The organism is Scopulibacillus darangshiensis, from assembly GCF_004341035.1.
Taxonomy (GTDB): domain Bacteria; phylum Bacillota; class Bacilli; order Bacillales; family Sporolactobacillaceae; genus Scopulibacillus; species Scopulibacillus darangshiensis.
The window spans coordinates 1-20,238 of record NZ_SLXK01000056.1 but is presented as its reverse complement, the minus strand read 5'-3'; the positions used below and the strand labels follow the sequence as shown (position 1 = coordinate 20,238).

The following is a 20,238-nucleotide window of genomic DNA, read 5'->3' as shown; positions in this document are numbered from 1 at the left end:
AACCCTTTCATTTTTTAGGTGAAAGTTATGGCATTGAAAACCCTGATATAACCCAATTTCTTGGGACATCGACATTAGACTATGAATATTTCAGGCTAAAGAAATTGGGGCAAAATATATTAACATTGGGTTTCCATTTCCTGACCCTCCTGTAGGCGGGACCGTAGTAATATAGATAAGGTAAAACCCGATTGCGGAAATAATAACTTCGGAGCCAAATATTATTCGAACCGTCTTTACCCTATCGTTGTAATGTAACAATGCCAGAATTGGCTTTCTCGTAAAGGCAAACAACAGTATACAGCAGATAAATGATAATACTACCAATGCAAATATCATGTTTAACCCCCCCCATTGCAAGTCATTTATAAAGAAGTGATGACCTGATTTGATCACAAATCCCCCTTATCGTCCAACATCATTTCAACTATTAGCCGCTGCAGGCATAAACGACATATACGCCAACAAGGGGAAAATATCCTTTTAAGATAACAAAACAAACGCGATATTATATCCTCTTCTTAACATTTTGGATTACCACTTTACTATGGGGGATGCTTGGCATCTTGACCATGCTGAAACTTAAATCCTGATCAGGAACGTCATAGTCGATTTTATTCGCTAAATAATCAAGACTCACTTTCATAACCTCAATGGTAACCCATTCACCGGCGCAGCGATGTCCCATTAAGTAATCACCTCCGCCTTGCGGGATGAAGCTGAAGGGGCCACCTTCCCAGTCGGCAAACCGATCGGGTCTGAACAAACTAGGATTGTCCCAAATTTCAGGGTCATGATTTGTGCCATAAAGATCGAGCAAAGTTAACGTGCCTTCTTCAAATTTATAGCCGTTCCAGGTGAAATCTTTTTTTGCCAGTGCCGCAACAAAAGGGAAAAACGGATAAAAACGGCGAACTTCCTGCACAAACATCCGAGCATATTTTTCATCTCCGGCTTTAAGTTTCTTCTTTTCATCCGGATAATGATGCAATGCCAGCACAGTGAAATTAATGAAAATAGAGATCGCCACAATCGGCCGCAAGATATTGATCACTTCCACAGCAGCAGTCTTGGTATCCAAAAGGTGACCTTCCGGATCGCGGTGCCAGGTAAACCTATGTAATGCGGTATCCACGGGAGAATTCACCTTCCCGTTACGAACCTTATCAATGAGTTCACCGGCCCATTTTTCTGTCCGATTTCGTGCTTGCCGCCCTGACCAATGAGCTGGACCAACTGCAGCCGGTGATTCAAACATTGCTGCCAAATCTTTTGTCAACCTCTTAACATCATCTTCTTGTATAGGTACACCCGCCCACTCACAGGCCGTCCTGCACATCATTTCCTGTGCTTCTTCATAAAGAATAACCCTATCCATCTGTTGCCATTTATCTACCGCTAATGCCCACTGTTTTTTTGCCGTGTCGGTCAATTTTTTAAGTCCATCAGCAGACATGATTGACATAAACATTGCCTTACGATGTTTGTGGATCTTGCCATCTAAAGACTGAACGCCATTCTTGCCAAACAATGTTTGCACCGCGCGGTTTGGTGCTGCGTCTTTCCTCTTAAACTTCTCAGTGTCATAAAAAACTTCCGCAGCTTCCTTTCCTCCTATGCAAATCGCTTTCTTTCCAAGCAATCGTGTCTCAAAAATATCGGAATTAAAACTGTGCCGCCTGTTCGAAATGTACATATATCCTTCTCTCATAAGGCTCAAACTATGGTCTATGCCTTCTTCCCGAGGTATATGATTTGTATTTGACATACGATCCATCTCCATTTTTAATAAGCTGATAGTATTTTGGATTTCTTGCTGTATTTTATACTCGGCATTTCGGATGTTATATTTTGGAGAAAGGGGGACAGAGCTGCCTTTAATTGCGGGCAGCGGCAAAATCATCGATCCATGCGAAGTCGAAAATCCGATCCGTATATTGTTTGATAATTTCCTTTGTGCGATCGGTCGATCCAGTATCAACAATATTAATTTCGTCAACAAGGTCTTTCACCGAATCCAGGCATCGGCATATAACGGCTTCCTCATTTTTGACGATCATACAGAGGCTTATTTTGATCATCGTTCATTTTCCCCCTGTTATTGGCATTACTCATTATCTATGCTTTTGTCAGGAAGGATGTTAAAGAAAACTCGCCGATTGGCGAGCCTTTGGCAAAGACAGAGGCGTAGTTGCGACGCACAGGACGTGCTAGTACTGGCGTTGTAACAGGATGTTACATCTTTACCCAGTGCCCTTATGTGCGTAAGAAAGTTTATACTTTCTTATTAACCAAAAAAAGCCTGGCACCACGGTGCCAGGCACAAACCTTCATATACTCTTGCTTCTCTGTTTCCTTTTTCTAACGACAAAATAACCGGCTGCTAAAATAACGAACACAAAGCTAGTTATCCATGCTGAGCTAAGTCCGTTCGGTTCCTCGACCTTCCATTCTGTCTTTAGCATCTCAGGCTGACCATTCTGCTGCCTGTCACTTTTCAATGCCATCGCAACAACTTGCCAGTCGCCCGACTCCGGGAGTTTAACCTTGCCTTTGTACTCCCCGTCTTTTCCATCCGTTAATTTTCGTTTAATAACCTTGTCATCCTTTTTGAAGTACACATAAACAATGGCACCGTCTTCATTTTTCATAGACGCTTTGGGGTGATTTTCGTCAACTTTAACAACGTGAACAGTGAAAGGAATCTCCTTACCTGAAACCAGGCCGTCTTGATTTATCAAACTGGTAATCATTAAGCCTGTTTTCCCCTCTTTGGCCTTCGCAGCTGTTTCCGAATCCAGCATAATTAGAATCATGACAAGCATGATGATAACCCTGAATATCGTTCGTTTATTCATAAGTATACCTCCCCCATAACGCACCTATCTTTTTCTCAGACCGGTCCACAAAAACACAGTGATCAGCACAAAGGCTACTAACGCAAGCAAAGGTATCGTAATAAAACCTAACCAATTGATATACTCGCCGCTGCAGGGCACACCCGTTGTGCATGTTCCTTCAAAAAGGCCCAGCTTTTGCTCGCTATAATGAAGAATAGAAACACAGCCCCCAATAATGGTCAAAGGAAGGACATAAATGGCAATGACCCGATCATTTCGAAAGCAGGCAATCCCTAATATCAGAACCAGGGGATACATGAAAATCCGCTGTATCCAGCAAAGCTTGCATGGTTCAAACCCGGCTATTTCGCTAAAATACAGGCTGCCAAGAGTCGCAACAATCGCTGTCACCCAAGCAAAGTACAGTGATTTATTTAATGAATCATTCATTGTTCGGTCCCTTATTAGTTGCTGCTTCTCTTATTGTTTCTTTAATTTTATTATAATCGAATGGACTGACCTGCTGTCCGTTAATAAACAGTGATGGCGTACTCGTAATCCCTAAGCTTTTTGCCATATTATAATCATCAATGACATCATTCTGATAAGCGTTATCCTTTAATGAAGCTTGAAATTTCTTAACGTCCAAAGAAGGGACTGTCTTCTTAGCGATGTTCGTCAGTAATTCTTTGGTCACCCAATCCTCTCGTTCATCCCCTTGCTTCTCGTAGAGGGTCTTATGAAAGTTCCAGAAGGCTATCGGATCCTGGTGATAGACAGCTTCTCCTGCATTTGCAGCAAGCTGTGAGCTTTTATCAATGATGGGAAAATTAATAAAATAAAATTGGACCTTTCCTTTATCAATAAAATCCTTCTTTAACTTGGGAAAAACAGTTTCCTCAAACTTCTTGCAATAAATACATTTATAATCGCCGAACTCAGCTATTTTAACTGGGGCGCTTGATTTCCCTATCGATGGTTGACCGCTGTAATCGATCTTTGCGGTCGTTTCTTGACCGGAGGAGCCGCCATTTCTGTTAACAGCTTGTCCACCATCCTCTTGGTTTTGAAAGATGATTGTTACAATGGCTAGGACTAACACCACGACCAAGACCGTGCTTATAACTACAATTTGCCGTTGTTTGCGCTTTCGCTTTTGCTCATCACGTTCACGACGGCGCTTTTCTTTTAAAATTTGTTCATGCTTTTTTGACATCTGGCCACCTCTTAAAAAAACACTTTTTAAAGTCAGTTTACCATACTTAAAAGAATCATGTATGTGACAGTTGCATGACACACATGCATAATCTACCCAGCCAAAGCATCAATGGTTACAAAGTTATACTGCCCGCCGATCTCATCTAAAAATTCCTCAAGGGCACGCAGCATCATCGCCGGTGCTTCTTCGTCAGCCCCTGGATTAACACCGCAATCATGGAGGACAATGACCGCGCCACCATTCACATTATCTAAAAGCCTTTTCTTTAGTTTCTCACGTCCCAAGCCAAGCCTCCAGTCTCCTAAAATGGCTGACCACATGATAATCTTAAAAGGCGCCGAAGCCCATTTAACGGAGAGATTGAGATGTCCCCAAGGCGGCCGATAATACTGCGGCCGGATGCCTGTAATTGATTCAATGACGTCGGCGGTTTGCCTGCATTGTCTTCTTACCGCCCATGGTGAAAGGAACCAATTGCTTAAATGCCGATAATGATGAATCCCAATCGTGTGCCCTTCTTTCTGCATTCTTTTTATAATCTCCGGATGCTTTGCAGCGTGTTCCCCCACAACAAAGAACGTCGCCTTCACCTTATATTCAAGACAAAGGTCAAGAAGCTTAGGCGTATACACTGGATCAGGCCCGTCGTCGAATGTTAGTGCAGCCTTATTGGGTACCTTAGAGCGCTGGAACACTCCAAGAGCAAAAGCCCTCATAATCACCGTCGGCAGAATACTGTAACATATAAATAACAACAAGACTGTCAATATTAATAACAGGAGCCACAACACTCGCATCACCGTTCTTCCTTAAATTATCTCTTTTTGTATATATTGTGAAATACGTTTACTTTCTGAAGAAAGTATATTACATTAAGAAAAGCAGGCAGCGCCTTTTTTCACAGCAAAAGTCTAACCTAAACGAGGAATGACATGGACAAATTTGAGCCGTACCTTATCACCTATGGCTATTTCGCTATTTTCATCTTTATATTCTTTGGAATCGTTGGGATTCCTTCACCTGAAGAATCCTTTTTGCTCTTTGTAGGCATTGCATTGTCACAAGGCTCGCTTAATCTCTATATTAGTATACTTATAGCCTTTTTGGGGGCATTTTCCGGCATGCTGACATCCTACTTCATCGGTTATTACATTGGAAAGCCTTTTATCTATAAATATGGAAAGTATATCGGCCTAACTAAGAAAAGGTGGCATAAAGCAAGATTAAAATTTAATAAGTATGCCATTTGGGCTGTTGCCTTTGGCTATTTTATCCCAGGCGTTAGACAGATTAACCCTTATATGGCCGGTGTGAGCAGATATAGATTTTTTCCTTATGCCATTTCGGCAGCAATCGGCGGAGCCGTTTGGACAGCAACCTTCGTTCTGCTCGGTTATTTTCTTGGGAATAAGATTCACAAGATCTTCAGCTTTACACCGCTCCATATCGCCATAGCTGCCGGATTTTTCTTTCTCATCTTCCTCATTATTACCGGCATCACCATATGGAAGATCCGACGCGGCCGTAACTAAAGAAAAGGGACTCTCTCACACTGAGATTGTCCCTTTTCTTTTTAATTGAAAGCAAGTTTCTTGGCATATTTCTTCAGCTTATTTATAAGGCTTGCGGGCAGCGGTGCTTTCGCTTTATTAATAAAGACCCCATCCCTCGCCTTTGCAGTTATGAAATTAGAGAATGCATCGGTTGACTCAACGTCCTGCTCACTTAAAAATGACTCAATAGCCCTTTCCCTTTTATAAATTTCTATATCGTTTGAAAAAACCTCGGAAATTTGCTTTTCCAAAGATTCATCTGTTTTTAATTTATAGACTAAATGCTTATCCTCCAGATATTGCAAATTAATAAACTCTTGTCCGGGCAATGCTGAGTGGATAAAGATCGGCAGCCGCTTTCTTAAAGCCTCACTGATTGTAACGCCGCCTGGTTTGGTTACAATGGCATCTGCTTCGTTATAAAGCATGTTCATTTCCTCGCGTGATGAAACATAAGTGAGTGCCGTGACATTCGGCAGTTGCAATCCCTTAATCTCATCAAGCAACTTTTGGTTTTTTCCACATAAAATTGTATATTGAATAGCTGAGTCCTTACTCGTTTGGTTAATTAACCCAACGATGTCTCCGAGCCCGCTGCTCCCGCCGGCGACAAGAACCTTCTTATTTGCCCTGCTTCTCCCCGCTTCTGACGGTGTCATAAATGTTTCGTGGACAGGTATCCCAGTCACAATGATGTTTGGCGCTTCAACATGATAATGTTCAACCAATCTTTTTTTGACAGCTTTGTTCGGAACGAGATGATAGTCAATGCCTGACCTGCCCCAAATATCGTTTATAAAAAAGTCGGTATATGCATTGATCACCGGAATATGAACCCGGCCTTTCTCTTTCAGCCGGCTCATCAATAGCGATGGAAAGCCGTGAGTACAAACGACCAAATCCGGCTGTTCCCTTTTCATAAGTTTTTCCAAATGAAACAGAAAGTAACGTTCAAGTCCCATAAAAGAACAATGATGATGTGACCTTGTGTACGCAAAGTGTTTATATGCCCAATCGTAAGAGCCCGGTGTATGATGGATCCACTTTAAATACAAACCGGAAACAGCCTTTTCCAAGCCGCTGCTGCTATAACTAAGCAAGTCAACTTTCTTGCACTGTATTTTTGGCGATCTTTGCTTAAGCATATCTATCATGGCATCAGCAACCCGATGATGTCCTGATGGCATTTTAAATAATGGCAAAAATAATATTTTCATTAGGATAAACTCCTTTTTATTCAGTCCGTTTAACTGAATAATCATTAAGGCGGCTTGCCCATCAAACTGCCTATAAATAAAGACCGTTAACGATACAAAAAAGTTCATTTTAATAATCATGTTTTATATTCGGCTCAATTTTAATAATTCCTTTTAAATAAGAAAATAAACATGGGATTGTCCATATAACATGCTTTACATTCTTATTCTATATACCTTCGCTTCATTCATCCCGTTCTTTAATGCTCCTTATGGCATTCCTTTCATTTTACAACACTCGGTTTGCACATCTTCATAAACGGGAAGAAGCAACCTTAGCGGTTGCTTCTTATTTCCTAAGCCATTGGATCAAATGTTTTGCAGTCAGTTTCTTCTGAATCTGATGCCTTTTTGCCATTATGGCTTACAACATAAATGGCTTTAGCTGCACATTTGTTCCCGTCTTCCCAGTATTTGCAGTTGTTTACTTCGCACAACACATCTTTTGCCATGAGTCATTCACTCCTTATATTACAAAACTGTGCTGCCTTTATAGGTTGGTCAATAACAGAAGTGAACATTCATGGATTTAGTTGACAAATTTTATTAAGTGATATTTTATATAAAACGTGATGCAGCTTAATTGGTGTTACCTAATGGATGGTGAGTTTTATGGTTAAAGAACAATTTCGTGATGCCCTTGAAAAAAGAAAATCACAACCACCTCGAAAAGAAGTGGAACGAGGTAAGAAAAGAGAAGTGCCAATAACCCTACCAAGCCAATATATAATAAACAAAAGTTATAATAATAATAAATCCCAAAATTAGGTATCCCCATGTTGCATTTTTCAAAAAAACGCCTCCCTTTGGTGCCAGGTACCGCGGTGCCTGGCACCAAAAAAATGAGTATTCATTCACTTTTTTATCGATAATCAGCAAAATGAATGGCTCTACCGGCCTTTTTGGCTCAAACAATGAAAGGGTGATCTGTGAGGTAAAATCAAAGAGGCAAATCTTGAATGGAATGAAATGAGCCTGGCAATATGTTTATATTTTAAGCATGTGCCGTTGGTATAAAATAATCAACATGTCCAATTCCTTACTCTGCATGACTGTTTCTTTATTTTTAATCCCCCGGAGCGATGCAACCTGGATCATTTCTTCTCTTTTCCGAGAAATAGATTTCAGTAATGCATGTTCATTAGTTCCTTCAATTTGAATCATTCTTCCCTAACTCCTATTCTATTGTAATTTTTTCAGATTAAACACACAATGACTATTATGCAAAGTCTCGATAAGAATTGCAATTGTTTAGACAAAACTTATTAGAAAAAGACAGTATTCTACAACAAAAACACCCGACTTTATAACTATTATGAGAAAAAATTCCATGTCTTAAGCGCTAGACCTTCGACAAAACAGCTGGGACTTTAGCCGAAGAAAATGATTTTGACGTATAAAGAAAACTTGCCGATTGACAAGCCTTTGGCGAAGACAGAGGCGTAGTTGCGACGCACAGGCCGTGCTAGTACTGGCGTTGTAACAGGATGTTACGTCTTTAGCCAGTGCCCTTATGTGCGTCAGAAAGTTATACTTTCTGATTAACTAAAAAGAGAGCATCTGGCATCTGCTCTCTTTTTATTTAGGACCTTTTATTGATTATTCGCTTCGTCCTGAATCTCAGCTCTCATGCCTTTAATGCTCTCTTCACGGCGCTGATTTTTGTGGGTGACAGCTTGACGGTCCTTTTCAGACAGATCGTCATTGCTTAATGTTTTCTCAGCTTCTTCCATGTTCTCGATCGTATTTTGCACAGCTTCCTGCAGCTTTTCAACATTATCACTGCGATCATCCGGCTTTGGTCTTGACATTAGTATTCCTCCCTATTTAGTAGTCACAGTTATTTTGTATCAGATCACACTGTTTATTCTTCAATAAGGAGGTTTTCCAAGATTAGGTCGTTCGAAAGGTAACCGGAGTCATTTTCGTATTGCTTTCATTACAAATCTGCTTCAATGTCTTCCACAGTTCAATGAGTTCCTCATCGGTTTCATTTCTCATTGTCATTTCCAGCCACTTAAGCTCTTCTTCCAAGCGGATGGATGACCCGATCCAAAGCTTTTCACCTTTTACTTCAAGTGTAAATGGCTCATCAAAACGAAAAGGCAAATAAAAACCCTGATTGTTAGGGTGAAGGATCAAATGCTGGTACACTGTTTTCTTAAAAAGCTTGGCATAAAACAATGGAACCCCATCGTTTTTGGCTGCCGTTTTCTTTAGCCGCTCAAACAAGCTTTCAGTACCCAATTCATAGGAAGCAATATCATTTTCCCAATTTAACTCTTCCCGAAACGGTGTAAGGTGTCCAAGCTGCTGCATTTTAATTTCGAGTTCCCTGAAAAGCACATCGTCTTTTGACATGTCTTCCACTGGAAGGGGTTTAATTTCCGCAAGTATCGACATAAAAATATTCCTCCATAGAAAACCTTGTCGTTCCTATTAAATCCATTCGCAAATATTTCTGCCTTTTGGGTGTCATAAAATGCCAAAATCTGTGTTTATGTCGCTTTATACAAGTAAATTTTCCATGGGGAGCTTTGCCTTTCAAAAATCTTCAACAAAGTTAAGTGGTTTTCTTCGGCATTGCCGATTTTAACAGCGGAGAAAATATAGGCCCCGCCAAGGTCTTTAAAAGCTTGTATATTAAAGTCAAGATGCTTTAAAACAACATTGTGTTTCTTTGTGAACATGTAGTGTTTCCCTAACTTATCAACAAAAAGGTAACATCTCCCGCCCCAGGTATCATAATAAGTCTCCAATGTTTTATTTTTTGCTAATTCCGGGGCAATGATTTGACGAAATTGATGCTTATATTTCAACGGGTAAATATTATTATAGGCATCTAATGTGTAAAAACCATTATACTGGGCAACGGCGGGGTGGATGCCAATGCTTGCCACCCGATAATCCTCGGGATCCTTGCCTATGTATGCTTTAATTTCATGAAAAAGCTTAGGTGAATAAAATTCCTGGAATGACGGGTAATCAATCCTGCGGTATTTCAGCTCAGGATTCACATTAAAGAGTACTAAGACCTGAAGACCGATCAAAACCATCGCCAGCGCCCTGCCTCCCTTTCCCCTTCTGCAAAATATAGAAAGCGCAAGGGCAAAAGCGATATACCAAAGCAATGGATGAAGAAAATGAAATCTGCTGAAATTAAAGGTATTAAAAAAGGAAACTGTATTTTTCAGCCATCTTGTTCCCTCCCAATACCAGAACGCATACTCTATGCAAAAGATGATAATGATTGCCATAACAAATAGAAGCCGTTTTGGCACCTGCCGCCAAAAAAACGCAGCAATAATAGCTAAAATCGTAACCGGAAGCACAACAAAAAGATGTTCTGTCAGGACGTGGGTATGTCCTAACGTAAAGTTCTTTACAATAAGACGAAGTGTACTCTCAAAACTGAGATGGCCAAGGTTAAACTCTTCCCTATGCGAAACAAAAGGCAGTCCAAACAAGGTTGTCATTACAAGACGATATTCTACGATAAGATAGACACCGGTCATTAAGGCAATGGATAAGAAAAAACGCCAGTTCCAATCCTTTTGCTTAAGAACATCCCATAGCCATACTAGCCCCATAATTAAGAGAAAGAAAAAGAAACTCAGCACGAAGCTTGAGTAAAAAGGAACCAGAACAATTATAAGCCAATCCCAGATACGCGGCATCCGCTTGCGGATATGTAAAAAAGCGTATAAAACAATGGGCAGGCCGGCAATTGTTAAACCTCCGGGCGGCCAATAAGGGAGTATGGCAAAGCATAAAGCGACGCCAATAATCATACCAGCACTTTTCCGCTCCCTGATGATATGGTTCTTAAGAAGGAGCATCATGCCAAAAAAGGCGATAAAACGCATGAGCGTCATATTAATAATGTAGGCGGAAAGTGGGCTGAACAAAATGTTCAGCCACAGCATAAAACTAAATGCCGATGGAAGCGATATTCTAGGCAAGCCATTAATAATGTTTGGTATTGGTGCATCATTTGGGGCAAAGATTTTGCCGCTGTCAGCTAAGAGCTTGTACCAAACAACATTCGAGTCCAAATTATCATGGACTCTGACATGTGCTTGTCCCTGAAGTATGTACAATGGCGACAGGTACAAAAGGAGGATGGCAACCCCTATTATCACGCCTTTATATTTTTTTATGATTGCTATCATATTTGGGACGCACCTCCTCCTTTTATAAGTAAAAGGCTTTAATAGTGGCGGCAATATGTCCGATCTCTTCCTTTTTTAAGCCATAGTACATAGGAAGCCTTAACAGGCGTTCACTTTCTTTTGTTGTATAGGTTTCCTCCCCATGAAATGCCCCAGCCATTTTTCCCGCATTGGATGAATGGAGCGGAATATAGTGGAACACGGCCATGATGTCATTTTCCTTCAGAAAGGAAATGAGTTTGGTCCGCTCTCTGATATCTTTCGCTTTTATATAAAACATGTGTGCATTATGCTCTGCAAAATCAGGAATATGGGGTAAATCAAGATAACCTCTGTCTGCCAGTTCCTGAAGTTCGTGATAGTAATGCTCCCAGCTTGCCAGACGGTCTTGATTTATATGGTCGGCTTTTTCAAATTGAGCATATAAATAAGCAGCATTAAGTTCACTCGGCAGGTAAGAGGAACCGATATCAACCCAGGAATATTTATCGACTTGCCCTCTCAAAAATTGTTTGCGGTTCGTACCTTTTTCCCGAATGATTTCGGCACGGCTGGCAAATCGCTTGTCATTGATTAAGAGCGCCCCGCCTTCCCCGCTCGTGTAATTCTTGGTTTCATGGAAGCTAAAGCAGCCAAACGTACCGATCGTTCCTAAAGGCTTTCCCTTATATGTACTCATCACACCCTGAGCAGCGTCTTCCACGATGAAAAGTCCGCATCGATCAGCAATCGCCTGAATGGCATCCATCTCGCAGGCAACCCCAGCATAATGGACAACGACAATGGCTTTCGTCTTCTTTGTGACAGCGGCCTCTATCATCCTTTCATCAATATTCATCGTATCCGGTTTGATATCGACAAAAACGATCTTTGCGCCATGAAGCGCAAACGCGTTTGCGGTAGAAGAGAATGTATACGAAGGCATGATCACCTCATCACCCGGTTTAATCCCCATAAGAACCGCACTCATTTCTAACGCATGTGTGCAAGACGGTGTCAGAAGGGCCTGTTCGCAGTTAAATTTCTGCTCAATCCACCTGTGGCACTTTATCGTAAAATCCCCTTCACCTGACAACTTTCTTTTTCTTAAGACCTCTTGCAAGTAGATTTCCTCATTTCCGGCCAATGCCGGTTGGTTAAATGGAATCATCGGTTCTCCCCTCCTAACGTGACCCGCTCAGAACAACAATGCCAGCGATAACAAGTGCAAATCCAATCACTTTGCTCATTGTGATCGTTTCATTGAAAAAAAAGACAGATAAAAAGAAAACCAGGACGAATGATAGGCTCATAAACGGGTAAGCGTAGCTTAGAGCAAATTTTGTCATGGCAGCCATCCAAAATAATGAAGCGATAAACGCCGAAGCGAGACCTGTGAAGATGAAAGGGTCAAAAACGAGTTTAAAGAGAAATAACATTTTATCCAAAGTCCCTGCCGGCAAAGCACCAAAGGCATTCATCCGCCATTTCAATATCAACTGGCCGTATACTGTAAATAAAATCGTTCCAATGATATATAAATATCCCATAGCTTTAACTCCTTATAATATATGAGAGCAATAGCTTAATTAGCATATTCTTTCCATGGACAGCATTTAGCCGGCAGGCGCGTTCACCTTATGATAGACATCAACCGGGTTACGAAAAGAAAATCCTAATTTACTGTACACATTTAAAATGGCGAGGTTTGCCGCCGAAATTGAACTGGATAATTCATGATAATCATAAGAAAACAAAGCGCGGCAAGCCTCACTCCAGAAATATTTCGCAAGGCCCTTCCCCCGGTATTGCTCACTTAACGCATGCAGTAGAATACTGCCGTCTTTATAAGCGAAGAATCCCGCTGCATTCCCATTGCAACGGAGGCCAAAAACACTGCCGCTGTGATAAAGGTCTGTCAGCCAATTAACGTAACGCTGATCAGCCTGTTCATCATCAATTTTAAAATCTCTATGAAAACGATCATATGTAAATGTATTAAGGCACATCTCAGTTAACATAGCGAGCTCCACGGATTCTGTAATTGAAACAGCCGGGTCATAGAAAGGCTGGAATGTCTCATAAGTACAATAGGGTTCAATTAAGGTATCACAATAATAGAACCCATACCGATGGAGCAAAGCCTTCGAGACAGTCGGTGCCACCTTTATTGTAAAGTGTCCTTCTATGCCATCCAAAGAGGACAAAAGGTTTTCCGTCAGCCCTTGAATTTCATATGTCTCAAGTCCGAAAGCCCGCTTATCCCAAGGGGTTGGAATGAGTTCACTCATTTATCTTGGCTCCTTATCATTGATCAGCTGCATCGTTTCTTCAAAACCTACCTCTTTTTGCACAACATACAAAGGACGCCCCTTAGCTTCATCAAAAATTTTCCCGATATATAGCCCAAGCACGCCAAGGTTTGCAAGAATTAACCCGCCTATAAAATAAATCGAGACCATCACGCTTGTCCATCCCGCAACAGGCTGCGAAAAGAAAAGATACCTAAAGATAAGATAAAAGCCATATAGAAGTGAGATCAATGAAATGAAAAAACCAAGCTTGATCGACATTCTAAGAGGCTTATTCGATTGTGAAACAATACTGTTAACAGCAAAACGAATCAATTTTACGAGCGTATAACTTGATCGGCCTTCTGTTCGTTCAGCATGCTTAATATCAATCGCCGTCCAATTGAATCCAAGCCACTTTAGCAAAAGCGGATAGGAGCGGCTCCGTTCTCTCAATTGAATAACCTCATCAATGACTTTCCTTGAACAAATACAAAAGTTAGCAATCGTATGATCGAAATGAGATTCCGCAAAATAGTTATATACCTTGTAAAATAACTTTGACTGCCATTTTTTTAATAGTGAATCTTGCCGTTCTGAACGGCGTCCGAAAACAATGTCGTAGCCCTCCATTGCCTTCTCATAAAGGTTAGCAATTTCTTCTGGACGGTCCTGAAGGTCACAATCCATCACAACCACCCAATCGCCTTTACTGTAATCCAATCCGGCTGTAATCGCGACATGCTGGCCGAAATTGCGGGATAACTTAAGTCCCTTTACCCTGACATCCTTAGAGGTGAGTGTTTGGATCACGTTCCAGGAGTGGTCAGGACTGTGATCATAAACCATGATAATTTCAAAATGCTGGGTAATCTGAGTAAGTGTCCTCTTTAATCTTTTATATAATTCTCTGAGACAGCCCTCGCAGCCGTACACAGGTGTAATAACAGAGATTAATGGTTTTGGCTTATAAGACCTCATTTTCTAAATACCACCCAACCGTTTGACGGATCCCGTCTTCTAGTCTTGTTTTTGGCCGCCAATTTAAATCCCTGGCAATTCTTTGGGGATCAATAGCATAGCGCCGGTCGTGGCCGGGGCGGTCCTTTACAAAAGTGATCAAATCACGGTAATGGGCCACCCTCCGCCCTGATGATATGGGAGCAAGTTCATCAAGAACATCACATATCATGTTAGCCAGTTCAAGGTTAGCTCGCTCGTTATCCCCGCCAATATGGTAAACCTCACCTTTTTTGCCATTATGAAACACCAAATCAATTGCTGAGGCATGATCTTCTACATAGAGCCAATCACGAATTTGCTGACCATCACCGTATAATGGAATATGCTCAAACTTAAGAGCTGTCCGGACAACCGTAGGTATAAATTTCTCCATATGCTGTCTTGGACCGTAATTATTAGAGCAATTCGTAATGACCGTATTCAAACCGTATGTCTTGCAATAACTTCTGACAAGCATATCAGCCGCCGCTTTCGACGCACTATACGGATTATTGGGCGCATAAGGAGACGTCTCGTTAAATGGCGCCTCGTCCGGAGCAAGTGTTCCGAATACTTCATCCGTTGAAATGTGGTGAAACCGATTTGTTTCACCATCCCTGCCCCCTTCAAGCCAATGCCGCTTAGCCGTCTTTAACAATTGATAGGTGCCGTTAATATTCGTCGCAATAAAAGGATCCGGTTCAGAAATAGCATTATCAACATGGGATTCTGCTGCGAAGTGAATGATGTCTGTGACACCATACGTGCGAAAGATTTCGTCAACAAGTTCACTATCACAGATATCGCCTTTGATAAATGTGTAATTAGACTTCTGTTCAATTTCTTTAATATGATCTTCTTCACCAGCGTAAGTAAGCTTATCAAGATTAATAATATGATCCCCAGGGTGACCCGCGAGATAATAATGAATAAAGTTTGATCCAATAAACCCCGCCCCGCCAGTAACTAAAATCACCCTTTTTTGATCACTTCGCATGCCGCGCCCATCCGATCTCATCATCCGGGGTATCAGAATCCCAATATTGGTTGACGTGCTTATGCTTAGCGATATCGAAGAGATAGGTGCCATACTCATTATTTTTATACTTTTGAGCGTGTCTAATTAGCTGTTCCTTTGTAATAGTGCCCATGTAGTAGGCAATTTCTTCAAGACAAGCCACTTTGAATCCCTGGCGCAGTTCAATATTTTTCATAAATTCGGATGCTTCATGCAAAAATTGATGTGTTCCAACGTCCATCCAGACAAAGCCCCTGCCAAGCAGTTCGACGGAGAGCTGCCCCTTTTCTAAATACAAACGGTTAATATCCGTGATTTCCAATTCACCGCGTTCTGAAGGTGACAATTCCTTTGCATATTCCACAACATGATGATCATAGAAGTACAATCCTGTCACGGCAAAATCAGATTTAGGCTTTATCGGCTTTTCCTCAAGTGACTTTACCCTGCGGTCTTGATCAAATTCAACAACGCCAAATCTTTCAGGGTCTCTGACACGCTGACCAAAGACCGTTGCTCCTTTTAGATTATTCATCACACGGCGGAGAACAGTTGTAAATCCCTGGCCATAGAAAATATTATCTCCCAAAATTAGGGCGACATCGTCATTTCCTATAAAAGTTTCTCCGATTATAAAAGCTTCGGCGATGCCCTTGGCTTCTTCTTGTACCGCATATTGAATGTTAATGCCAAGCTCGGAACCATTACCTAGCAGTTCCTCAAAGCGAGGCTGATCCTCTTTAGTTGTAATTAAAAGGATATCGCGAATACCCGACAACATAAGAACCGACAACGGATAATAAATCATCGGTTTTTGATAGACAGGAAGCAAGTGCTTATTGTTGACTAGAGTTAAGGGGTATAGGCGGGTGCCGTTTCCTCCGGCAAGAACGATCCCTTTCATGTTCTTCACCTCTTGTCTGGTATGCTAAAAGCGCTTTATTAATACATTAACCGCAAACTTGAAAATACAAACTCCTCCATTGGTCCTCATTGTGTTTACAATATCGTTACAAAAATGTATTAAGTTAAGTTTTTGCCTATATATCCAAAATCATTCATATTTAGGGCCGGTATTGTCATGAGATGTGAGTATAATGACTAACCGCCAAATTTCCAGAAGCAATATAATAAAACTTAACCAAACGCCTGCCAAAACATAGCTCGATAGGATATCACTCGGCGGTTGCAGGTGAAAATATAAGTGACCTGCACCTATGTATGCCAAGATAACCAAACCGAAAATGTTTGTCATAATTTTAAACCGGTATTTTTCAGCATGCCGCGACACAAGAAAGATCAGAAACCCGTACACAATGGCCGCCATGACAACCTCACTGCTTGGGGAATTATAATGATACAACGATACAGGGATACCGCTTTTATCCATTAGGAAGCTGATTAAATTAGGCAAGTAGGTGACAAAGACAATACTGCCGGCAATCATAATCATCATAATTTTAATTTCCAGTCCCCGGTTTTTCCCTTTTACAAATATCCAAATGAGCGTCAGGCAGCCGCCAATAGCAATGGCAGGTCTTGTTGAGAGCGCTAAAGAGCCGCGCATAACGGGCTGCCAGTCTTCGTCGAACATCGCTTGAAAAATCAGCATCGTCGTCTGGTTAAAGGAGCTGAATTCATGGTTTAAATATTCTTCCACCAAACCGATCGTCAATGATGTTAAGCCGATAAAAGCAACGGCCGCTCCCGCTACCAACAGTTTCAATTTCAATTGCGAGCTGAAATCACTATAAAGACTTTTAAGCAAAGTGAAAAAGAATAGCTTTATTCTTGTGCTGTTGCTTTTAACTACGTAGTAAAGAAGGACTAGTATGGCAAGCGCCAAGATGAACAGAATCATATATTTTTTGGCGGCCGTCTCGATTAATTCATATTGCGGACCAAGTAGCTTGCCCAATGTAACAAACGTGGTGACCCAAATCACCGCACCTAGATAGGAGAAAAAAGCGAATGACTTAAATGGCACCTTGGTTATCCCCGCTGTATACCCGGTTATATGCCTGACACCGGGAATAAATGGAGCAAATAACAGCAGTCTTTTTCCGTATTTGTTAAAAGCCTCTGACATTTTATTAAGCCTTTCGGGGCCCAAATGAATGCGATGGCCATATCTGTAAAAGAAAGGGGAGCCAAGCCTCAATCCAAGCCAGTAAGCAACCGTCATACCGGAAATACTGCCAAGGATGCCACATCCGATGCTTATAAACCAATTCATTTCTCCTTGGTAGACCATATAACCGACATAACTCATCATGAGTTCCGTCGGGATCGGCAATGCGATTAACTCTAACATCAAAGAAAGAAACAAAATGATATATCCGTATTTGTCCAATAGTTCAATTAACGTATCCACATTGCTTATCCCCCACTAAGATTTCCCCATTAATAAATACTTGCCTATTCACCGGGGTATGAAACCTGTATTCTTTTTGGGTTAATTAAATAGACAACAAGTTCATACGAAAAGTTCATTAAAGAAAACTCGCCGATTGGCGAGCCTTTGGCAAAGACAGAGGCGTAGTTGCACTTATGTGCGTCAGAAAGTTATACTTTCTGATTAACTAAAAAAAGCAAGGGAATGATCCCTTGCTCGAAAAGATTATTAACTAAAAAGCGATGCAATGGCATCCATGACGGCTTTAATAAATGACCCTATAGCGGAAAAAACTTTTGAAAGAAATCCTTTAGCTTCATCTGAATTGGCCAGATCGCTTAGCTTATCCTTGGCTTTTTGCAGTTGATCGCCAACAGAATTCCAATTGATATTTAGGTCTTTCATTTTATCAAACAAATTGACAAGTTTTTGAATGTCTTGATCGTTCAGGTTGATATTTAACTCATTGGCTGAATCTCTGACAATCTTCTCAATATCTTGTTTATTTTGAGGGTCGGCCTTTGCCATCTTCTCTTTAATGGATGTCATTAATCCCGCAGCCTTGTCTTTGCCGATGTCAGCTTTTTTTGCTAGATTGGCTGTCGTCACCATTTCTTCATTGGCTACTTGCTTTTGTTTTTCTGGAATCACATCGCCGGTTGATACTTCATAGGCCTTAATCAAGCCTGTAAGACCAGCTGTTCCTGATACTTCAAAAGGCGCTGTGACATAGACACTTGCATCCTTCACACCCGCTGTCGCAAGAGCATTTAGGTACATGTCATCAGATACATAATTGATGTTGTTTGTGCTTACCGAAAGACCGGAACCCTTTTTGCCAATGGTGATTTTGGTTGAGCTGATTGCTCTGGTCCCGATTTGTGCCTTTGGCATGTACTTATCTAAATATTTGTGTTCTTCCGCATTCGTCACTTTAATGATTTCAACATTATTAGGGTCAACATTCATTTCTTTAAGAATGCTGTCCTTTTGGGCCTCCGTTAAATCCGCCCCTAGAGTTACAATAACGTCACCCGGTGTTGAATCAGCGTGAGCAGCAAGTGGGCTTAGCGCTGCAACACTTACCATTGCCAACGATAAAAAGAAAAACAATACTTTTTTTATCATAATTGATCCTTCCTTAGTCTAAGAACTTATTCCATATTTCATTGATTCATAGACTGATATTTCATGACAATACTATAAGGGTCGATTCGCGGGAAGTCAAGAGGCCTGGCCCAGGACTTAAGTCCTGGGCCAGGCCCCTTTTTTTTATTATTCATCATCATCAGTTATGCGTGCTTCAGGTAAAGCCGTTGCAACACCCCAATAATAGAAGATGAGGATGCCCAAAGATGTTAGAATGGTATCCCATGGAGCGGCTATTATTTTTAAAGGTCCGAAGCTGCCCAGCAGTGACATAACCGCAACGAAGATGTAATAACCGAACAGCCACAAAGATGATCTAATATCCATCTTAAGCTGCTGCCTCGAAATCCGCTTATCCGCAAATGCAAAATAAAGAACAAGGGATGCAAATAAAACGCCAACAAGCATTGATACAACATCCCAACCGCTCCAGTATATGACCAATGTCGCCGCAATAAATGCCAGAGGCGAGATGAGATGAATCCACCTTAGTTTAAATGGTCTATTAAGATCTGGATTGGTCTTTCGTAAAGACATAATCGACACTGGACCCACACAATAGGTTAACACTGTAGCGGAGGTGCTCGCCGTAACCAGCCCTTCCCATACTTGGAACTTCGCCGGCAGCATCCAAAGGATTGATAATATAAAAGTAAGGATCAAGGCCGGACGCGGAACGCCTGTTTTTGGATTGATTTTATGGAAAAGCGAGTAAAAAAATCCGTTTTTGGACCACGCATAAATGGAACGGGCATTGGCGGAAAAGTAGATATTACCTGTCCCTGTCGGGGAAATGACAGCATCAATTAAGATTAAATTAACAAGCCAGCCAAGCCCCAATGTTGCTACCAAACCGGCAAAAGGCGAATCGAACTCAATACTCGCCCAACCCCCGCTCTGCAACATTCCGCCTGGAGCAGCCCCGACAAAAGCAAACTGGAGCAAAAGGTAAATAACCAGTCCAACGAAAACGGCTAAAATAATCGCGAGCGGCACATCCCGCTGAGGCCGGCGTGACTCTCCGGCGAACTCAATCGGCTGTCGAAACCCCTGGAAGGTAAACACAATCCCCCCTGCCGCGACTGCAGAAAAAATACCATGAATACCGCCTGGCTCAGCACCGCCAACTGAGAAATTTGAAACATCGAGGTGCATCAATAGAAAGATGATAACCAGTGCAGGCACAATAAATTTAAAGATAGTAATAAAGGTATTAGCTTTCCCGAAAATATTAACACTCCAATAGTTTAACAGCAAAAATATAATAATTCCTGATTTATTCATACCTACGAGATGAAACGAGATTTAAGTCCGAAACCATACTTTTCGTTCCTCTATTGGGAAAAGGATTGCGAAATTCACTG

Annotated in this window: 22 protein-coding genes and 1 pseudogene; 2 read left to right on the top strand and 21 right to left on the bottom strand. The window is 41.4% G+C overall.

Annotated elements, in window-relative coordinates:
* Positions 1 to 508: 508 nt before the first annotated feature.
* From cypC to EV207_RS21025, 6 genes and pseudogenes are all read right to left on the bottom strand, one after another.
* Positions 509 to 1,768, bottom strand: coding sequence for a CYP152 family fatty-acid peroxygenase CypC (gene cypC / locus EV207_RS21050; RefSeq protein WP_132748178.1), 1,260 nt, complete (start codon positions 1,766 to 1,768; stop codon positions 509 to 511).
* A 112-nt stretch (positions 1,769 to 1,880) separates the two neighbouring features.
* Positions 1,881 to 2,081: pseudogene (locus EV207_RS21045) on the bottom strand (glycosyltransferase); the annotation flags it as partial.
* Between the two features lie 249 nt (positions 2,082 to 2,330).
* Positions 2,331 to 2,858 carry a hypothetical protein gene (locus tag EV207_RS21040; RefSeq protein WP_132748176.1) on the bottom strand — a complete coding sequence of 176 codons (528 nt, stop codon included), beginning with the start codon at positions 2,856 to 2,858 and terminating at the stop codon, positions 2,331 to 2,333.
* 24 nt (positions 2,859 to 2,882) lie between these two features.
* Positions 2,883 to 3,290 (bottom strand): disulfide oxidoreductase, encoded by a 408-nt coding sequence (locus EV207_RS21035; RefSeq protein ID WP_132748175.1) that lies wholly within the window; start codon positions 3,288 to 3,290, stop codon positions 2,883 to 2,885.
* Entirely contained in the window at positions 3,283 to 4,056 is a 774-nt protein-coding gene (locus EV207_RS21030; protein WP_132748173.1) for a DsbA family protein, read from the bottom strand. The genes EV207_RS21035 and EV207_RS21030 overlap by 8 nt, the downstream gene beginning before the upstream one ends.
* Before the next feature lie 92 nt (positions 4,057 to 4,148).
* The gene (locus tag EV207_RS21025) at positions 4,149 to 4,856 is read right to left on the bottom strand and encodes a polysaccharide deacetylase family protein (RefSeq protein WP_132748171.1); all 708 of its coding nucleotides are present in this window, start codon (positions 4,854 to 4,856) and stop codon (positions 4,149 to 4,151) included.
* Positions 4,857 to 4,991: 135 nt separating this feature from the next.
* On the opposite strand from EV207_RS21025, the gene EV207_RS21020 reads away from it, so the two are divergent.
* Positions 4,992 to 5,591, top strand: coding sequence for a DedA family protein (locus EV207_RS21020; protein ID WP_132748170.1), 600 nt, complete (start codon positions 4,992 to 4,994; stop codon positions 5,589 to 5,591).
* Positions 5,592 to 5,632: 41 nt separating this feature from the next.
* Here the strand turns inward: EV207_RS21020 and EV207_RS21015 are convergent, their stop codons facing one another.
* Positions 5,633 to 6,829 (bottom strand): MGDG synthase family glycosyltransferase, encoded by a 1,197-nt coding sequence (locus EV207_RS21015; RefSeq protein ID WP_165887032.1) that lies wholly within the window; start codon positions 6,827 to 6,829, stop codon positions 5,633 to 5,635.
* A 335-nt stretch (positions 6,830 to 7,164) separates the two neighbouring features.
* Positions 7,165 to 7,320: a DUF1540 domain-containing protein gene (locus EV207_RS21010; protein ID WP_132748167.1), complete on the bottom strand. Its 156-nt coding sequence runs from the start codon at positions 7,318 to 7,320 to the stop codon at positions 7,165 to 7,167.
* A gap of 160 nt (positions 7,321 to 7,480) precedes the next feature.
* On the opposite strand from EV207_RS21010, the gene EV207_RS23220 reads away from it, so the two are divergent.
* Positions 7,481 to 7,636 carry a hypothetical protein gene (locus tag EV207_RS23220; protein ID WP_165887031.1) on the top strand — a complete coding sequence of 52 codons (156 nt, stop codon included), beginning with the start codon at positions 7,481 to 7,483 and terminating at the stop codon, positions 7,634 to 7,636.
* Positions 7,637 to 7,855: 219 nt separating this feature from the next.
* Here EV207_RS23220 and EV207_RS21005 read toward each other — a convergent pair whose 3' ends face one another.
* From EV207_RS21005 to EV207_RS20945, 13 genes are all read right to left on the bottom strand, one after another.
* Positions 7,856 to 8,032, bottom strand: a complete 177-nt coding sequence (locus tag EV207_RS21005) for an aspartyl-phosphate phosphatase Spo0E family protein (RefSeq protein ID WP_132748165.1) — start codon at positions 8,030 to 8,032, stop codon at positions 7,856 to 7,858.
* A 428-nt stretch (positions 8,033 to 8,460) separates the two neighbouring features.
* Complete coding sequence (tlp, locus tag EV207_RS21000; protein WP_132748164.1) at positions 8,461 to 8,679, bottom strand: small acid-soluble spore protein Tlp; 219 nt, start codon at positions 8,677 to 8,679, stop codon at positions 8,461 to 8,463.
* Between the two features lie 82 nt (positions 8,680 to 8,761).
* Positions 8,762 to 9,271 (bottom strand): hypothetical protein, encoded by a 510-nt coding sequence (locus EV207_RS20995; protein WP_132748162.1) that lies wholly within the window; start codon positions 9,269 to 9,271, stop codon positions 8,762 to 8,764.
* A gap of 95 nt (positions 9,272 to 9,366) precedes the next feature.
* Positions 9,367 to 11,040 carry a DUF6044 family protein gene (locus EV207_RS20990; RefSeq protein ID WP_132748160.1) on the bottom strand — a complete coding sequence of 558 codons (1,674 nt, stop codon included), beginning with the start codon at positions 11,038 to 11,040 and terminating at the stop codon, positions 9,367 to 9,369.
* Between the two features lie 22 nt (positions 11,041 to 11,062).
* The gene (gene rffA, locus EV207_RS20985; protein WP_132748159.1) at positions 11,063 to 12,190 is read right to left on the bottom strand and encodes a dTDP-4-amino-4,6-dideoxygalactose transaminase; all 1,128 of its coding nucleotides are present in this window, start codon (positions 12,188 to 12,190) and stop codon (positions 11,063 to 11,065) included.
* Positions 12,191 to 12,203: 13 nt separating this feature from the next.
* Positions 12,204 to 12,569: an EamA family transporter gene (locus tag EV207_RS20980; protein WP_132748157.1), complete on the bottom strand. Its 366-nt coding sequence runs from the start codon at positions 12,567 to 12,569 to the stop codon at positions 12,204 to 12,206.
* Between the two features lie 66 nt (positions 12,570 to 12,635).
* Positions 12,636 to 13,310, bottom strand: coding sequence for a GNAT family N-acetyltransferase (locus tag EV207_RS20975; RefSeq protein ID WP_132748156.1), 675 nt, complete (start codon positions 13,308 to 13,310; stop codon positions 12,636 to 12,638).
* Positions 13,311 to 14,291 carry a glycosyltransferase family 2 protein gene (locus tag EV207_RS20970; RefSeq protein WP_132748154.1) on the bottom strand — a complete coding sequence of 327 codons (981 nt, stop codon included), beginning with the start codon at positions 14,289 to 14,291 and terminating at the stop codon, positions 13,311 to 13,313.
* Positions 14,278 to 15,309, bottom strand: a complete 1,032-nt coding sequence (rfbB, locus tag EV207_RS20965) for a dTDP-glucose 4,6-dehydratase (protein WP_132748152.1) — start codon at positions 15,307 to 15,309, stop codon at positions 14,278 to 14,280. The genes EV207_RS20970 and rfbB overlap by 14 nt, the downstream gene beginning before the upstream one ends.
* Entirely contained in the window at positions 15,299 to 16,234 is a 936-nt protein-coding gene (gene rfbA / locus EV207_RS20960; RefSeq protein ID WP_132748150.1) for a glucose-1-phosphate thymidylyltransferase RfbA, read from the bottom strand. Before rfbA ends, rfbB begins: the two co-directional genes overlap by 11 nt.
* A 150-nt stretch (positions 16,235 to 16,384) precedes the next feature.
* Positions 16,385 to 17,704, bottom strand: coding sequence for a VTT domain-containing protein (locus EV207_RS20955; protein ID WP_132748149.1), 1,320 nt, complete (start codon positions 17,702 to 17,704; stop codon positions 16,385 to 16,387).
* A 249-nt stretch (positions 17,705 to 17,953) separates the two neighbouring features.
* Complete coding sequence (locus tag EV207_RS20950) at positions 17,954 to 18,850, bottom strand: DUF1002 domain-containing protein (protein ID WP_132748180.1); 897 nt, start codon at positions 18,848 to 18,850, stop codon at positions 17,954 to 17,956.
* Between the two features lie 150 nt (positions 18,851 to 19,000).
* On the bottom strand, positions 19,001 to 20,131 hold the full coding sequence (locus EV207_RS20945; RefSeq protein WP_165887030.1) for an APC family permease: 1,131 nt from the start codon (positions 20,129 to 20,131) through the stop codon (positions 19,001 to 19,003).
* Between the last annotated feature and the right edge of the window lie 107 nt (positions 20,132 to 20,238).

Excerpts from the sequence above, each read along its gene's own strand:
- EV207_RS21020 (WP_132748170.1), top strand. The coding sequence starts at position 4,992 with ATGGACAAATTTGAGCCGTACCTTATCACCTATGGCTATTTCGCTATT.
- EV207_RS23220 (WP_165887031.1), top strand. The coding sequence starts at position 7,481 with ATGGTTAAAGAACAATTTCGTGATGCCCTTGAAAAAAGAAAATCACAA.
- EV207_RS20970 (WP_132748154.1), bottom strand. The coding sequence starts at position 14,291 with ATGAGGTCTTATAAGCCAAAACCATTAATCTCTGTTATTACACCTGTG.
- tlp (WP_132748164.1), bottom strand. The coding sequence starts at position 8,679 with ATGTCAAGACCAAAGCCGGATGATCGCAGTGATAATGTTGAAAAGCTG.
- EV207_RS21015 (WP_165887032.1), bottom strand. The coding sequence starts at position 6,829 with ATGAAAATATTATTTTTGCCATTATTTAAAATGCCATCAGGACATCAT.
- EV207_RS20995 (WP_132748162.1), bottom strand. The coding sequence starts at position 9,271 with ATGTCGATACTTGCGGAAATTAAACCCCTTCCAGTGGAAGACATGTCA.
- EV207_RS21030 (WP_132748173.1), bottom strand. The coding sequence starts at position 4,056 with ATGTCAAAAAAGCATGAACAAATTTTAAAAGAAAAGCGCCGTCGTGAA.
- EV207_RS21025 (WP_132748171.1), bottom strand. The coding sequence starts at position 4,856 with ATGCGAGTGTTGTGGCTCCTGTTATTAATATTGACAGTCTTGTTGTTA.
- cypC (WP_132748178.1), bottom strand. The coding sequence starts at position 1,768 with ATGTCAAATACAAATCATATACCTCGGGAAGAAGGCATAGACCATAGT.
- EV207_RS21040 (WP_132748176.1), bottom strand. The coding sequence starts at position 2,858 with ATGAATAAACGAACGATATTCAGGGTTATCATCATGCTTGTCATGATT.
- EV207_RS21035 (WP_132748175.1), bottom strand. The coding sequence starts at position 3,290 with ATGAATGATTCATTAAATAAATCACTGTACTTTGCTTGGGTGACAGCG.
- rfbA (WP_132748150.1), bottom strand. The coding sequence starts at position 16,234 with ATGAAAGGGATCGTTCTTGCCGGAGGAAACGGCACCCGCCTATACCCC.
- EV207_RS21005 (WP_132748165.1), bottom strand. The coding sequence starts at position 8,032 with ATGATTCAAATTGAAGGAACTAATGAACATGCATTACTGAAATCTATT.
- EV207_RS20990 (WP_132748160.1), bottom strand. The coding sequence starts at position 11,040 with ATGATAGCAATCATAAAAAAATATAAAGGCGTGATAATAGGGGTTGCC.
- EV207_RS21010 (WP_132748167.1), bottom strand. The coding sequence starts at position 7,320 with ATGGCAAAAGATGTGTTGTGCGAAGTAAACAACTGCAAATACTGGGAA.
- EV207_RS20980 (WP_132748157.1), bottom strand. The coding sequence starts at position 12,569 with ATGGGATATTTATATATCATTGGAACGATTTTATTTACAGTATACGGC.
- rffA (WP_132748159.1), bottom strand. The coding sequence starts at position 12,190 with ATGATTCCATTTAACCAACCGGCATTGGCCGGAAATGAGGAAATCTAC.
- rfbB (WP_132748152.1), bottom strand. The coding sequence starts at position 15,309 with ATGCGAAGTGATCAAAAAAGGGTGATTTTAGTTACTGGCGGGGCGGGG.
- EV207_RS20975 (WP_132748156.1), bottom strand. The coding sequence starts at position 13,310 with ATGAGTGAACTCATTCCAACCCCTTGGGATAAGCGGGCTTTCGGACTT.